Annotated in this window: 14 protein-coding genes and 1 tRNA gene; 10 read left to right on the top strand and 5 right to left on the bottom strand. The window is 53.2% G+C overall.

Features of this window, described 5'->3' with window-relative positions; genetic code table 11:
* Positions 1-71 precede the first annotated feature (71 nt).
* From dusB to purH, 3 genes are read left to right on the top strand one after another with little or no spacing between them, the layout of a single operon-like run.
* Positions 72-1109: a tRNA dihydrouridine synthase DusB gene (gene dusB, locus E0L35_RS11200; protein ID WP_081742526.1), complete on the top strand. Its 1038-nt coding sequence runs from the start codon at positions 72-74 to the stop codon at positions 1107-1109.
* Complete coding sequence (gene fis / locus E0L35_RS11195; RefSeq protein WP_022523661.1) at positions 1106-1474, top strand: DNA-binding transcriptional regulator Fis; 369 nt, start codon at positions 1106-1108, stop codon at positions 1472-1474. Before dusB ends, fis begins: the two co-directional genes overlap by 4 nt.
* Positions 1475-1523: 49 nt before the next feature.
* Entirely contained in the window at positions 1524-3140 is a 1617-nt protein-coding gene (purH, locus tag E0L35_RS11190; protein ID WP_171051139.1) for a bifunctional phosphoribosylaminoimidazolecarboxamide formyltransferase/IMP cyclohydrolase, read from the top strand.
* 148 nt (positions 3141-3288) lie between these two features.
* Here the strand turns inward: purH and E0L35_RS11185 are convergent, their stop codons facing one another.
* Together E0L35_RS11185 and folE are read right to left on the bottom strand one after the other, a co-directional pair.
* Entirely contained in the window at positions 3289-4746 is a 1458-nt protein-coding gene (locus E0L35_RS11185) for an NAD-dependent succinate-semialdehyde dehydrogenase (RefSeq protein WP_041158433.1), read from the bottom strand.
* Positions 4747-4866: 120 nt separating this feature from the next.
* Positions 4867-5418: a GTP cyclohydrolase I FolE gene (gene folE, locus E0L35_RS11180; RefSeq protein WP_022523664.1), complete on the bottom strand. Its 552-nt coding sequence runs from the start codon at positions 5416-5418 to the stop codon at positions 4867-4869.
* Between the two features lie 391 nt (positions 5419-5809).
* Between folE and E0L35_RS11175 the strand changes: the two genes are divergently transcribed.
* Complete coding sequence (locus E0L35_RS11175; RefSeq protein WP_009286567.1) at positions 5810-6370, top strand: hypothetical protein; 561 nt, start codon at positions 5810-5812, stop codon at positions 6368-6370.
* Between the two features lie 48 nt (positions 6371-6418).
* On the opposite strand, the gene E0L35_RS11170 is transcribed toward E0L35_RS11175, so the two are convergent.
* Complete coding sequence (locus E0L35_RS11170; RefSeq protein ID WP_041158432.1) at positions 6419-7393, bottom strand: serine/threonine protein kinase; 975 nt, start codon at positions 7391-7393, stop codon at positions 6419-6421.
* Positions 7394-7447: 54 nt separating this feature from the next.
* The gene (locus E0L35_RS11165; protein WP_041158431.1) at positions 7448-8152 is read right to left on the bottom strand and encodes a ComF family protein; all 705 of its coding nucleotides are present in this window, start codon (positions 8150-8152) and stop codon (positions 7448-7450) included.
* Between the two features lie 83 nt (positions 8153-8235).
* Here E0L35_RS11165 and E0L35_RS11160 point away from each other — a divergent pair.
* The 3 genes from E0L35_RS11160 to E0L35_RS11150 all read left to right on the top strand — a co-directional run bounded on the left by E0L35_RS11160 (position 8236) and on the right by E0L35_RS11150 (position 10348).
* Positions 8236-8320, top strand: a tRNA-Leu gene (locus E0L35_RS11160).
* Between the two features lie 335 nt (positions 8321-8655).
* A complete protein-coding gene (locus tag E0L35_RS11155) occupies positions 8656-9312 on the top strand; it encodes a hypothetical protein (RefSeq protein ID WP_138800320.1) in 657 nt (218 codons plus the stop codon).
* Positions 9313-9361: 49 nt separating this feature from the next.
* A complete protein-coding gene (locus tag E0L35_RS11150) occupies positions 9362-10348 on the top strand; it encodes a hypothetical protein (protein ID WP_022523668.1) in 987 nt (328 codons plus the stop codon).
* Between the two features lie 111 nt (positions 10349-10459).
* Here E0L35_RS11150 and E0L35_RS11145 read toward each other — a convergent pair whose 3' ends face one another.
* Positions 10460-11221 (bottom strand): SDR family oxidoreductase, encoded by a 762-nt coding sequence (locus tag E0L35_RS11145; protein ID WP_138800319.1) that lies wholly within the window; start codon positions 11219-11221, stop codon positions 10460-10462.
* 182 nt (positions 11222-11403) lie between these two features.
* Here E0L35_RS11145 and E0L35_RS11140 point away from each other — a divergent pair, with 182 nt between their 5' ends.
* The 3 genes from E0L35_RS11140 to groL all read left to right on the top strand — a co-directional run bounded on the left by E0L35_RS11140 (position 11404) and on the right by groL (position 14147).
* Positions 11404-11889: an FxsA family protein gene (locus E0L35_RS11140; RefSeq protein WP_022523670.1), complete on the top strand. Its 486-nt coding sequence runs from the start codon at positions 11404-11406 to the stop codon at positions 11887-11889.
* A gap of 235 nt (positions 11890-12124) precedes the next feature.
* Complete coding sequence (locus tag E0L35_RS11135; RefSeq protein WP_022523671.1) at positions 12125-12418, top strand: co-chaperone GroES; 294 nt, start codon at positions 12125-12127, stop codon at positions 12416-12418.
* 85 nt (positions 12419-12503) lie between these two features.
* Positions 12504-14147: a chaperonin GroEL gene (gene groL / locus E0L35_RS11130; protein ID WP_022523672.1), complete on the top strand. Its 1644-nt coding sequence runs from the start codon at positions 12504-12506 to the stop codon at positions 14145-14147.
* Positions 14148-14251: the final 104 nt, after the last annotated feature.

The following is a 14251-nucleotide window of genomic DNA, read 5'->3' as shown; positions in this document are numbered from 1 at the left end:
TACGCCTCCTTGAAACGCCTACTCGCCGTTAGCACTGCACCCATAGCTTAAAACCAACAAAGTCTGACGCCATGACGTTAACCACACTACCTGCCAGCATTGGCCCGTTTGCATTACCTAATCGAGTAATGCTTGCGCCCATGGCTGGCGTCACTGACCGACCTTTTCGCCAGCTATGCCGACGGCTTGGGGCTGGCTGGGTAGTGGGCGAAATGGTCACTTCAGACCCTAGTTTGTGGCATACTCGTAAATCGCAGCTGCGCATGGATCACCGCGGTGAACCTGACCCGAGAGTGGTGCAAATTGCCGGAGGCGACGCTGAAATGCTCGCCCAGGCAGCGCGCTTGAATGCCGAGTTAGGCGCCCAGATTATCGATATCAATATGGGCTGCCCGGCTAAAAAAGTATGTAACAAGGCGGCAGGGTCGGCGCTCCTTCGAGATGAAGCCTTGGTGGCCGAAATTCTCGATGCAGTAGTGGCAGCAGTTGATATACCCGTGACGCTAAAAATACGCACGGGCTGGTGTGCCGAATCCAACAACGCCCTGCGCATTGCCCGGCTCGCCGAGTCAGCCGGCATTCAATCGTTAGCGATACATGGCCGTCATCGCCAGCAGCGCTATACTGGAAAAGCAGAGTACGACACAATTGCCGAGATTAAGTCTCACCTATCGATCCCGGTGATTGCCAACGGCGACATAACAAGTCCGGAAAAAGCCGCCGAGGTACTCGCTTATACCGGCGCTGATGCCGTGATGGTAGGCCGCGCTGCGCAGGGCAACCCATGGATATTTCAACAGATCAGCCACTACCTCCAGCATGGAGAGCGGATGGCACTGCCAAGTCTTTCGGAGCGTCACCAAGTGCTCCATGGGCACGTTGAGGCGCTGCATGAGTTCTATGGCACCACCATGGGTGTACGTATCGCGCGCAAGCATGTCGGCTGGTACCTCAGCGATGACCAACGCTTTACGCCGCCCCAACAGCGCGCGCTTAAGCAGCAGTTCAATGCGTTAGCGTCACCTGAAACGCAATTTGATTGGATCAACAACGCGATGGCCCCCGGCGCCGCCTCGCGTTTGCTAGCCAAAGGAAACCTTGCTGCATGACCGAACGCGATCTTCTCTCTAGCGACACCTATTCAAGCGATAGCTATTCCAATGATGTCGGCTCCAGCGATAGTTACTCCCATTTAGCAGGCACGCTAGCGGATCCTGCGGCCAACTCACCGCCGCAGCCGCTTCGGGAGGCAGTGGAAACGGCCATGCGACGCTACTTTGAACATTTAGATGGCAGCCAGGCGACCGATCTATACGCCATGGTGATGGCCGAAGTTGAGGCGCCTTTACTTGCCTGCGTCTTGGAGCACACCGACGGCAATCAGACCCGTGCCGCCGATGCGCTAGGGCTAAACCGTGGCACCCTGCGCAAAAAACTCAAGCTATACGGACTTATCGAAGGTGACGCCCCATAACCAGGGGCGTTGTTGTTTTTAATTCTCGACTCTGCACACGAGCACTCTAATGGCTGATACCCCTCTCATGGCTGATAATCCTTCCCTGACTGACAGCAACGCCACTCCCGTCCGCCGCGCCCTGCTGAGCGTTTCTGATAAAACCGGCATTGTGGAATTTGCTCGGGGCCTCACTGAGCACGGTGTTGAACTCCTCTCCACTGGTGGCACCTTCCGTCTACTGCAAGAAAATGCTATTGCCGTGAAAGAAGTGTCTGAGCACACAGGCTTCCCCGAAATCATGGATGGCCGCGTTAAAACGCTGCACCCGAAAATTCACGGCGGCATCTTGGCTCGTCGCGGCCAGGATGATGCAGTCATGGCTGAGAACGATATCACGCCGATCGACATGGTGGTGGTCAATCTCTACCCCTTTGCCGCCACGGTAGCCAAGCCCGATTGCACACTTGAAGATGCTATCGAGAATATCGATATCGGCGGCCCCACCATGGTTCGCGCCTGCGCCAAAAATCACGCCTACACCACGATCGTCGTCAATAGCAGTGACTACGCGCGAGTGCTGGGCGAGCTGGCCGCCCAAGATGGTCAGGTCAGTAGCGCTACGCGCTTTGACTTAGCGGTTAAAGCCTTTGAGCACACCGCCGGTTATGACGGTGCGATTGCTGACTACCTAGGCCGTAAGGTCAATGCCGCTGATGAAGCGTTCCCACGCACCTTTAACCTGCAGCTCGATAAAAAGCAGGATATGCGGTACGGCGAAAACCCGCACCAAAAGGCAGCTTTCTACGTTGACCCCCAGGCAAGCGAACCCAGCGTTGCCACAGCAAAAATGCTTCAGGGCAAACCCCTCTCGTATAACAACGTCGCCGATACTGACGCTGCATTTGAATGCGTAAAAGCGTTTAGCGAGACGGCCTGCGTAATTGTTAAGCACGCCAACCCTTGCGGCGTCGCCATTGGTGCAACCGCCTTAGCAGCTTACGACAAAGCCTTTGCCACCGACCCTACCAGCGCGTTTGGCGGCATTATCGCCTTCAATACGCCGCTAGAGGCCGAAACCGCCCAGGCGATTATTGACCGCCAGTTTGTCGAGGTGATTATTGCCCCGGGCGTCAGCGATGAAGCCGCCGCGATCGTGGCTAATAAGCAAAACGTACGCTTACTGGACGTCAGCGCTCACTGGCCCGGCGAGCAACAGCCTGCACTAGACTTTAAGCGCGTCAACGGCGGCTTGCTGGTGCAGGAACGTGACGACGGAATGGTCACCCGCGACGAATTGACCGTGGTCAGTCAGCGCGCTCCCAGCGAGCAGGAACTGCGTGACCTTGCTTTTGCTTGGCGGGTAGCTAAATTCGTTAAGTCCAACGCCATTGTGTATGCCAAAGAGGGCCAAACGGTGGGCGTTGGCGCGGGTCAAATGAGCCGTGTTTATTCGGCTAAAATTGCAGGCATCAAGGCCGCAGACGAAGGACTTTCGGTTCCCGGCTCGGTGATGGCGTCTGATGCTTTCTTCCCTTTCCGTGACGGCATCGATGCTGCCGCAGCGGCAGGTATTACCGCGGTTATTCAGCCCGGTGGTTCCATGCGTGATCAGGAAGTGATCGACGCCGCCAACGAAGCAGGCATTGCCATGGTATTTACCGGTATGCGCCACTTCCGCCACTAAGCCCAAGTAACCCAGATTAGAAACACTAAGCCCCTTAGGCGCTCTTTTGATAGGAGCATGCCTAAGGGGCTTTCTTACTATCTCAATAAACGCTAATGGATCACTGCCTATCAACTCAATATCGAGTTTCTAGCCAATATTGAGCCTTTCAGCCCAGATCAATACACAGATACTTGGTTTCCAGATACTCTTCCAAGCCCTGATGACCACCTTCACGGCCTAGGCCCGAGGCTTTTACACCCCCAAAGGGCGCAGCAGCGTTAGAAATGGCGCCAGTATTAATACCCACCATACCGTACTCCAGCGCCTCGGCAACACGCCATACGCGAGCAAGATCACGGGAGTAGAAATAAGACGCCAGGCCATACTGGGTATCGTTGGCCATCTCAATAGCGGTCTCTTCATCATCAAACGGGAAGACAGCGGCTAGCGGACCAAAGGTCTCTTCGTGGGCCACCTTCATCTTGTCAGTGGCAAAACTGATCAGCGTAGGCGTGAAGAAATTACCGCCCAGCGGGTGCGGATGCCCACCTAACAGCAGCTCAGCGCCATTATCAATGGCATCCTGCACATGCTCACTGACTTTCTTAACAGCATTTTCATCGATGAGCGGCCCAATATTAATATTGGGCTTGGTGCCATCACCCACATGCAGCTCGCTGTTCATGGCAACAGCCAGCTTTTCACAAAAGGCGTTAATTACACTGGACTGAACCAGGAAGCGATTAGTGCAGACACAGGTTTGCCCGGCGTTACGGAATTTAGCGGCCATGGCGCCTTCCACAGCGGCGTCTAAATCGGCATCCTCAAACACGATAAAGGGCGCATTGCCGCCTAGCTCTAGCGATATTTTTTGGATATGTTCCGCCGCTTGGGCCATCAGCTTGCGCCCCACTTCGGTCGAACCCGTAAAGGTGATCTTGCGCACTTTGGGCGATTGGGTCATCGCTTGGGCAATATCGCTAGCGCTACCTGGCACCACATTAAAGACACCGCGTGGGATGCCTGCCCGCTCAGCCAACAGCGCCAAGGCCGTTGCGGAAAATGGCGTTTGGCTAGCGGGCTTCACCACTATCGTGCAGCCAGCGGCCAATGCAGCCCCGGCTTTACGGGTAATCATCGCCGCCGGGAAATTCCAGGGCGTAATCGCACCCACAACACCAACGGGTTGCTTGGTGACGACGATACGTTGATTGGCGTTCGCAGCGGGAATCGTTTCGCCATAAACGCGCCGCGCCTCTTCGGCAAACCAGCGTAAGAAGCTGGCTGCATAGGCAATTTCGCCCGCAGCTTCTTTAAGTGGCTTGCCCTGCTCAAATGTCATCAGCATGGCTAAATCCTGCTGATGCTCCAACATCAGGTCGTGCCACTTCATCAGCAAGTCAGCGCGTTCTTGAGCAGTCAACGCCCGCCAAGCCGGTAGCGCAGCGTCCGCCGCATCAATGGCCCGCTCGGTTTCGGCTTTACCCAAGCGAGGTATATCGCCAATCGCTTCACCGGTGGCCGGATTCAATACCGTGATCTGCTCACCGCTATCTGCCGCGACCCAACTGCCGTCAATATAGGCAAAGGGGCAATATAGCTGTGTTTCTTTAAGCGCTTCCATGACAGGCTCCTGACCAAAAATGATGGCCTTGTAGGCTCATTAACGTCTTCATGCTAAGACGAAACACCCCTTTAAACCAAATTTACGGCGTGCATAATCGGTCAATGACAGCCGTAAACGTTAGCTAATGAGCATTAAAAATTCTTGCCGGGTTGCTTGGTTTTGACGAAATCCACCCAGCATGACAGACGATGTCATGCTGGAGTTTTGCTTCTCCACGCCACGCATCATCATGCAGAGGTGCCGCGCTTCAATAACCACAGCAACGCCCTTTGCCTCGGTCACTTCCTGCACCGCCTCTGCAATCTCGCGGGTTAGGTTCTCCTGAATCTGCATACGGCGAGCATACATATCGACGATTCTGGCAAATTTAGATAGCCCCAACACTTTGCCGTTAGGCAAATAGGCGATATGGCATTTGCCTATGAACGGTAACAGGTGGTGCTCGCACATTGAGTAGAGCTCAATGTCTTTTACCAACACCATCTCATCCGTTTGCGACTCAAACACCGCCCCATTGATAATGTCGTCCAATGACTGAGTGTAGCCCGCATTGAGAAACTGCATGGCCTTGGCCGCACGTTTAGGCGTATCTCGCAGACCTTCCCGGGCGGGGTCTTCCCCAAGTGCTGAGATTATCTGGCGGTAGTGCTCGGCGATATCATCGGACATATTTAGCCTCATCAATAGCTATCTCAAAAACGATGCGCAATCGCTTCCAGGCGGTCACCAAGGTCATCCCCTTTTGCGCATGAAAAGTAACATCATTATTAGGAGGACATTAATCGGCGTCATCCACCACCTTCATTGTACAAAAGGTATACTTTAAAAAAGCACTGCACAATGAGTATTAAGCAAAGAGTGTATTTTACCGCATCTAGGCTGCCTGTGGCTCCCCAGGCTTTGTACGAAAACTGCTGGCCCTCACTCAGGGGCTTTTTTGCGCAGCCTTGAACTGCGTCAGAGCGCCGCGCCACTCAATTTGTCCCCCCAATGCCTGTGATATAATAAAGCGTTTTTATTTAACTGCCTTTATTGCAGGCGCCAACATTGAGAGCTCGCCATGTCATTCAAGCCAACGCCTTTGTGGTTAACCGCCCTTGCAGCCCCCTTTCTTGCTACACCGCTCTTGGCTACCGCTGCAGACGCTACGCTTTCGCTGCCCAATGAAGCAACCGTCGGCGTAGAGGTTGTGGAAGAGCTTGCGTTTGAATCAAACCAAACGCGCCTTAACGATATTTTGCTACACCCTACTCAGGCTGCTAGCGCCTCACACTCTTTACCGGAATACTGCGTTATCGTAGGCAGGGCGCAACGGGTTGATGAGCGCATTCGCGTTACCACCCAAGAGGCGACCTGTATTGAAACACACGACGCTGACAGCGATATTTTCACTGGCGAATTTAGCGCCAGCGCTTATGGCGAAGATGGCCAATATGGTATCGCCTGCGAAGGTTCACAGTGCGCACTCTCCCCTGGTCAGACATTCCTTCTCACACTGGATCAACCCGTAGAGATTGAAGAACTGGACAATCCGTCTGCAGAGCTTAACGAACAGCGTCGCCAAGCAGACGGAGAAGGTATCGCCAACCCTGTGCCGCGCGACGAAGCCGTGCCTGATTGACCTTGTTCTAATATCGCCATAACAAGTCAGTGGTGAGCTGAAAGCTCATTACGCCAGCCAGCGTGGGTTCTCTAACTGCAGGCACTGCTGCTCTAATTGGCGGATATGCTGATCCCAGTAGCCACTATCCGCCAGCCAGGGGAACGCCCGAGGAAAAGCGGGATCCTCCCAACGTGATACGAGCCACGCTGAGTGCCTGATCAGCCGATAACTCCTAAGCGGCTCGATAAGCGCCATCTGCTCGCTAGGAAACGGGCACGTCTCTTCATACCCTTCGGTAATTTCACTTAACTGCGATCGCCATCCCTGCGGGTCATCGGTGGGCAGTAGCATCCAAATATCCTGCATGGCGGGCGCCATGGTGCAGTCGTCAAAATCGACCAGGGTAAACTGCTCGTCACGCCCCAGCACATTCCCCAAATGGCAGTCGCCATGGCAGCGAATCATGCTGCTGGCGGGCACATTATGTTTTAGGAGCTGCTGGTGAACCTTTTCGATCACACGGTCATAGGCCCGGCGCTGATGACGGCTCATCCAATTGCTGGCCAGCACGCGCTGCTGAGCATCAAGAATACCGCTCGCCATTTCTAAACGCGGGCGATGCTGAAAGGTTTTTTTAGCTGACACTTGGTGCAACCGCCCCAGCAACTCCCCCATGGCAAATAGGTGCGATGGATTATCAAGCTCTGGCGCCTGGCCGGGGCAATGGGGGAACAGCGTAAACCGAAAGCCCTTAAAATAGTGTAAAGACGTCCCCGCCTTATCACGCCAAGGGGCAACGACCGACACCTGTTGATCTACCAGCTCCTGCAGAAAATCATGCTCTTCCTGAATCGCACTGTCTGACCAACGATCAGGCCGATAAAACTTAACAATCCAGTTCTTGCCATCGTCATCGCGAAATAGCAGTACACGGTTTTCATAGCTATTTAGCGCAAAAGGCTCGCCTGCAGGCCAAATATCCAGCGACTCCACTGCAGACATCACTAAATCAGGCGAAAGAGAGCTAAACGGGTGTGACATAGGCCACTCCTGGGTTGGCGAAAGAGCTAATGAATAAGCGAAAAGACTATTCTATCAATCCTTACCTAACGGTGTCCGTGCGGCCGCCCAAATATCAACACGTTTGGCACCTGCCTCCAGCGCAGCGCGCCCTAATGCGTTGCCTGTGGATCCGGTGGTGACCACATCATCGATTATTAACAAATGCGCCGGGGGCGGTGATTCAAAGACAAAGGCACCCGCCAGGTTGGCAGCCCGTTGGCGGCGGTTCAGCGTGCGCTGAGAGGGGGAATCCTTTACTCGCTTGGCAGTCACCATTGGCACCCCAAGCTGGCGGCTGAGATGTTCGGCCAACCAGTGCGACTGGTTAAATCCTCGGGTGCACGCATGCGTGGTAGTCATAGGCACTGATAGAAGTGCGTTTCCCAGGTCTATCGGCGGGGTTAAGAGCATCAATTCAGCCAATAGCGTGCCCGCCCGCGGAGAAGCATGGAATTTAAAATCATGCACCAACTGTTTGATCGCCCCTTGATACAACAGCCCCGCTTGGGTGGTCGAAAATGCCGGTGGGTCAACTAAGCAGTGCCCACACAAGCTCGTACCATGAGCAACGGGGTCACCGCATTGGCGGCAGGCATGTAGGTTCCACGGCAGCTCGTACAAACAGGTTGCGCACCACCCTTGCCCTGCGGATGCCGGCGCCAAACAAAATGCGCAGTAGCCGGGCATGGCCTGCTTTACCCAATTACTACCCCACTGTAGCCACCCCTTTAATGCCATGCCCTCTCCTGACTGCCATATGCATTAATATCAAATCATTGATTGACTTCCATCACAAAGTTGATAATATACGCCTCGTCTTAGCGGATGTGGTGGAATTGGTAGACACGCTAGATTTAGGTTCTAGTGCCGTAAGGTGTGGGAGTTCGAGTCTCCCCATCCGCACCAATTACTTGTTAGTTTTCAAGAAGTTAGCACAACCCCCTTGTATTTTGAATAGCTTCCAAACAGCTTTTTGTTAGTGCTACCTGGATAGCTTTTTGGTCAGTATTCTTCGCAAAATACCTTCTCTTCGTTTGAAAAATACCAATGGCTTAATGCCATTTTTTTGGTGTCTGTTATTTGCTCAATACTACCTCTATCAAAGGCCGGTTTGGCTGACTTACCCCCACTTTTCCGCTAGTCTCTATTCCTAAATAATGCTACCCAACCTCCCTCAATGGCTATCATCAAAAGCCCGCGTCAGGGATTAACACCAATAACAATGAGAAGGATCTCATATAATGGAATGGCTCAACGATAATGCTCAGGCAATCTCGGCTGTAGCGAGCATTTGCACACTCTTTGTATGGGTATTTTACGCCCAGCTACTTTATAACGGCTATGTGCGACAGCGTCGCCCCCGCGTGATCATTAATCGCGGCAAGGGTATCGGCGCGGACTCCATCTGCTTAATCAGCAATATGAGCAGCGAAGCGATCTATGTTCAACACCTGGTAGCGGTACTGCATACCCAAAAGGGCAGTTACTCCCTTGACGTAGTGGAGTACCAGCAGCACGGTGGTGAACAGCAAACGGGTAGCCAACAAGGTGAGCAACAAGAACCCAGCTACCGCACTCATCAAGGCCCGCTAGCTTCCGGGGATTATCTGAACATTCAATCGTTTGGTGATATTGTGAATCAGGTTAAAGATTATTGGGAAATCGATGATAATCTACTGCAAGAGCAGAATATTCAGCTTGAAATTCGCGTTATCGCTATTTATGGCTCCGAGGATATGCCGACAGGCGCGTCACGAACCTTTAACCTCGACCTTAGCGCGCCACCCAATCATCAGCTTATCCCGGCGAGCGTCGATACGGATCGACTCAATAGCCGCGGCCAACGCAAGCGTGTGCTGGAGTGGGCAAAAGAGATTGAGACCCATAAAGCACGCTAAATAAACGCTATTGTTAAGCGGCGACGCCCCATTACCGAGACTATCGACGATGCATAAACTGTTAACCCTCTGCTGGCTTGGCCTACTCACTACGGTCTCGACGAATGTGTATGCCGAAGAGGAAGATAGTGACTTACCCGAGTGGGCGGAAGAGCGCATTGAGCCGTTTCGTGAAAGCGTAGGCAACTGGGTTGATAACACGTCGCGCCGCATCGATGGATTCTTTGGCACTGACGACCATATGCAGGTCAACAACGAGTCCTATCTGCGTTTCGGCCAAGAGATTGATTGGATGGAGGGAGATGGCACTCGCGGCGACACCACCCTTCGTTACCGTATTGACCTACCTACCTCAGAAGATCGCCTGCGACTGGTCATCGAGAGTGACCCGGAAGAGTCGCAAGGCACCCTAGAAGAGCAGGGCTCTGGGCGCCTTGCCAATGACCAGCGTGACCGTCGCAGCTCTACGCTCGGCCTGGATTGGCTAGAAAGCCGCGATAAACGCGAAAACTGGAGCAATCGAGTGGGTGCCGGTGTTCGCCTACGCCTCCCTCTTGACCCCTACGTGCGTTTTACCAGCGAGCGCCTGTGGCAACTGGGTGAAGGGCCGTGGCAGCTTGAGTCAAATAACCGCGTTTCATGGTTCAACAATGAAGGCTACTCAGCACGCACACGCTGGGATGTCGGCCGACCGTTGAGCAAACGCCGCCATTTACGTTTTATCTCTACCGTCCAGTGGCGTGAGGAAGAAGACAAACTCGAGTACAGCGAGGTTGCCGAAATCAATCACCGCATCAACCGCCGCAGTGCACTGCGCTACTCGGCTATCGCCATCGGTGAAAGTGTGTCCAATCCTCGCATGACCAATTACTATCTTCAGACGCGCTACCGCCGCGATCTTCATAAAGGTATTTTATTCGCCGATGTGATTCCGGAGCTACATTTCCAGCGCGATGCCAGCTACGACCCACGCTGGGCGATGACCCTGCGCCTTGAGATGTACTTTCAGCGCAAAATTAACCGCGACTACTTTTAAGCGTTATGTACAGATGAGTGAGTTCACGCGCTCATCTACACACACAACGCGGGCGGCCTTTTAGAGCCGCCCATCTATGCAACACGCCTTTGTCTTACCACGGCCAAGAAACTACAGCCGTAAACCGCCGTCACACTCAATGATGCGCCCAGTGAAGTAGTCGTTCTCCATAATAAAGGCAACGCTTTGGGCAATATTATCGGGCTCACCCAAACGCTTTAACGGCACGCTTGACGAGATACGCTCCAACATATCAGGACGCATCGCAGCGGTCATTTCGGTAGCCACAAACCCAGGCGCTACGGTGCCGGTACGAATACCATAGCGTGCCAACTCCTGGCTCCAAGTGACGGTCAACGCATGTACGCCCGCTTTTGCGGCAGCGTAATTGCTTTGCCCCATATTGCCTGCCCGGGAAATACTGGAGATATTGACGATCACGCCTTCATGTCCGGCTTCAATCATCTGAGTGGCGGCTTCGCGACCACATAGGAAAACGCCAGTTAAATTGACATTAATAACGTTTTGCCAAGCCTCTAAGGACATGCGCTTTTCCACTTGCCCCTCTTTGGCTTTTACCAGCAGCGCATCCTGGGTAATGCCCGCATTATTGACACAACCGCTGATAGTCTCCATGCGTTGCGCAATATCGGCAAACGTCTGAGTCACGGAGGCTTCTTCGGCGACATTCACCACAAACGCCTGGGCATCGATACCTTCCGCGGCAAGTTGCGATACTGCCTGATCAAGCGCTTCAGCGCTCATATCCAATAGCGCCATGCGTGCACCTTGCCTGCCCAAGCGCAGCGCCATGGCATAACCCAACCCTCGCGCCCCACCCGTGACTGCAATGACTTTATCGGTAAGTACCATTCGAGACTCCTTACAAAAGATTAAACCAGCTTCATTGTGCATCGCAGCATAGAAGAATTATGGACATAAATCGAGCTACATCATCGCTGGAATACGCCATGTCAGCTGCTTGCTATTTATATTTATGTCACCATATTACGCAATTACGACGGTTTTCGAGTCGCTTTTGCTAGGAGTTAGCCATGCCAATCCTTATTTTCATATCACTCTTCACTCTACTTGATTTTGTGGTTCTGTTTTCGATTGGCAGCCAGATTGGCCTGCTCACGACGCTACTTTTGGTGCTCGGCACCGGCTTTGTCGGGCTACACCTGATTCGTAAAGAGGGTGTATCCACCTTTGCGCGGGCACGCCAGCGCATGGAGGCTGGTGAGCTCCCCTCCAGCGAGCTATTAACTGGCGCTGCACTTATCTTCGGCGGTGCCTTATTAATGGCCCCAGGCTTTTTGTCTGATGCAGTAGGCTTGGCATGCTTAATTCCCAGCGCACGCCAGTTGATGTTCAAGGCCCTAACTTGGCTGGGGCTTAAAAAAGTTGCTGGGCAACAGCAAGGCCCAAGTGATTCATCGGCCCAGACTAATCAAAATCAAAATCGCCAATCGTCACAACAGGATGGCCCCATTGAGGGAGATTTTATCAGTCGCGATGAGCCCCGACGCCGTCGTTAAGGTTTCCCTCGGTAGAAAATCAACGAAAAAGCAATTTTTTTATTACCCGCCCCCTTGAAAGGTCATCCGCAGCCCCCATTTTTCATTCAGCACACAAATTCGGCGGCGATCTATACGGTAGCTGCCATTAACAAAGAAGAGCGTGAGGTCTTCACTTCTCGCGGGTTACTCCCTCGAGAACACTTTTAGGCTAACCGCCCTCACCAGGGCTTCAACCATACTCAGGAGAACGTGAATGAATATCCGTCCTTTGCACGATCGTGTCATCGTCCGTCGCGTTGAAGAAGAGCAGAAAACTGCAGGCGGCATCGTGCTTCCGGGCAATGCACAAGAAAAACCGACACGCGGTGAAATCCTCGCCGTCGGTAACGGTCGCATTCTGGAAAATGGTGATGTCCGCCCGTTAGACGTCAAGGTTGGCGATAACGTGATCTTTAAAGATGGCTACGGCGTCGAGAAGCAAAAAATCGACGGCGAAGAAGTCTTGATCATGAGTGAAGCCGATATTCTTGCCGTTGTTGAAGGCTAAGCATCGTTGCAGCTGGTACTTATTTAACCAGTGCTTCGACTATTTACTTTCACGTTTTTGCATTCAATATTAGGAAGTAGCAGATATGTCAGCTAAACAAGTTAAGTTCTCCGATGATGCTCGTAAACGCATGGCCCGTGGTGTCGACGTTCTCGCCAACGCGGTAAAAGTTACCCTCGGCCCGAAAGGCCGTAACGTAGTACTGGAAAAATCTTTCGGCTCCCCCACCGTTACTAAAGACGGTGTTTCTGTTGCCAAAGAGATCGAACTGAAAGACAAGTTCGAAAACATGGGCGCGCAAATGGTGAAAGAAGTCGCTTCACAGACTTCTGACGCTGCAGGCGATGGCACGACTACCGCTACTGTTCTGGCCCAGGCCATTATCGCTGAAGGCCTGAAAGGCGTGACGGCGGGCATGAACCCGATGGATCTTAAGCGCGGCATCGACCAAGCGGTCAACGCAGCGGTGAAAGAAATCAAAGCAATGTCTGTCCCCTGCACCGACACCAAGTCAATTGCCCAGGTTGGCACCATCTCTGCAAACGGCGACAAGCGCATCGGTGAAATCATCGCCGAAGCGATGGAAAAAGTCGGCAAAGAAGGCGTCATCACTGTTGATGAAGGCCGTGGCTTTGAAGACGAGCTGGAAGTCGTTGAAGGTATGCAGTTTGACCGCGGCTACCTCTCGCCCTACTTCGTTACCAACCAGGACACCATGACGGTTGAACTGGAAGATCCCTACATCCTGCTAGTGGATAAAAAGATCTCCAACATCCGTGAGCTGCTGCCAGTGCTAGAAGCCGTTGCCAAGCAAGGCAAGCCACTGGCCATCATCGCTGAAGATATCGAAGGCGAAGCCCTGGCAACGTTGGTTGTGAACAACATGCGCGGTATCGTTAAAGTAGCCGCTGCTAAAGCACCGGGCTTCGGCGACCGTCGTAAGTCCATGCTGCAGGATATCGCTATTCTGACTAACGGCACGGTCATTTCTGAAGAAGTCGGCCTGACACTTGAGCAAGCCAACCTGGATCACCTGGGTACCGCTAAGCGCATGACGATGTCTAAAGAAAACACCACTATCATTGATGGTGCTGGTGCAGAAGGCGATATCGAAGCACGCGTTAGCCAGATCCGCGCGCAAATCGAAGACACCTCTTCTGACTACGACAAAGAGAAACTGCAAGAGCGCGTTGCCAAACTGGCAGGCGGTGTTGCCGTTATCCGCGTCGGTGCTGCCACCGAAGTGGAAATGAAAGAGAAGAAAGCCCGTGTTGAAGACGCTCTGCACTCTACTCGTGCAGCAGTTGAAGAAGGCGTGGTGCCTGGTGGTGGTACAGCACTGGTTCGCGTAATGGCCAAAGTACAGGGCCTTACTGGCGATAACGAAGACCAGAATCACGGTATCAACATGGCGCTACGCGCTATGCAGTCACCGCTGCGTCAAATCGTTTCCAACGCTGGTGAAGAGCCTGCCGTTGTGATTAACCGTGTGAAAGATGGCGAAGGAAACTTCGGCTACAACGCACAAACCGGCGAGTACGGCGATCTGTTCGAAATGGGCGTCCTGGATCCAGCTAAAGTAACCCGTACTGCACTGCAGTCCGCTGGTTCTGTTGCTGGCCTGATGATCACCACTGAGTGCATGATCGCAGAAGATCCGGAAGAGAAAGACTCTGCACCTGATATGGGTGGCATGGGCGGAATGGGTGGCATGGGCGGCATGATGTAATGCAACCCTGAGCCCTTCGCTCTATCGACGGCTAGCATTTAGCTGTCAACAAGAACCCCGCCTTGTGCGGGGTTCTTGCGTTTTGAGGCGCCTACAGGCGTGAG

It is taken from the genome of Halomonas sp. ATBC28, assembly GCF_005937175.1.
Lineage (GTDB): Bacteria > Pseudomonadota > Gammaproteobacteria > Pseudomonadales > Halomonadaceae > Vreelandella > Vreelandella titanicae.
The sequence above is the reverse complement of the archived record's forward strand: the minus strand, read 5'-3'. Positions and strand labels throughout refer to the sequence as shown.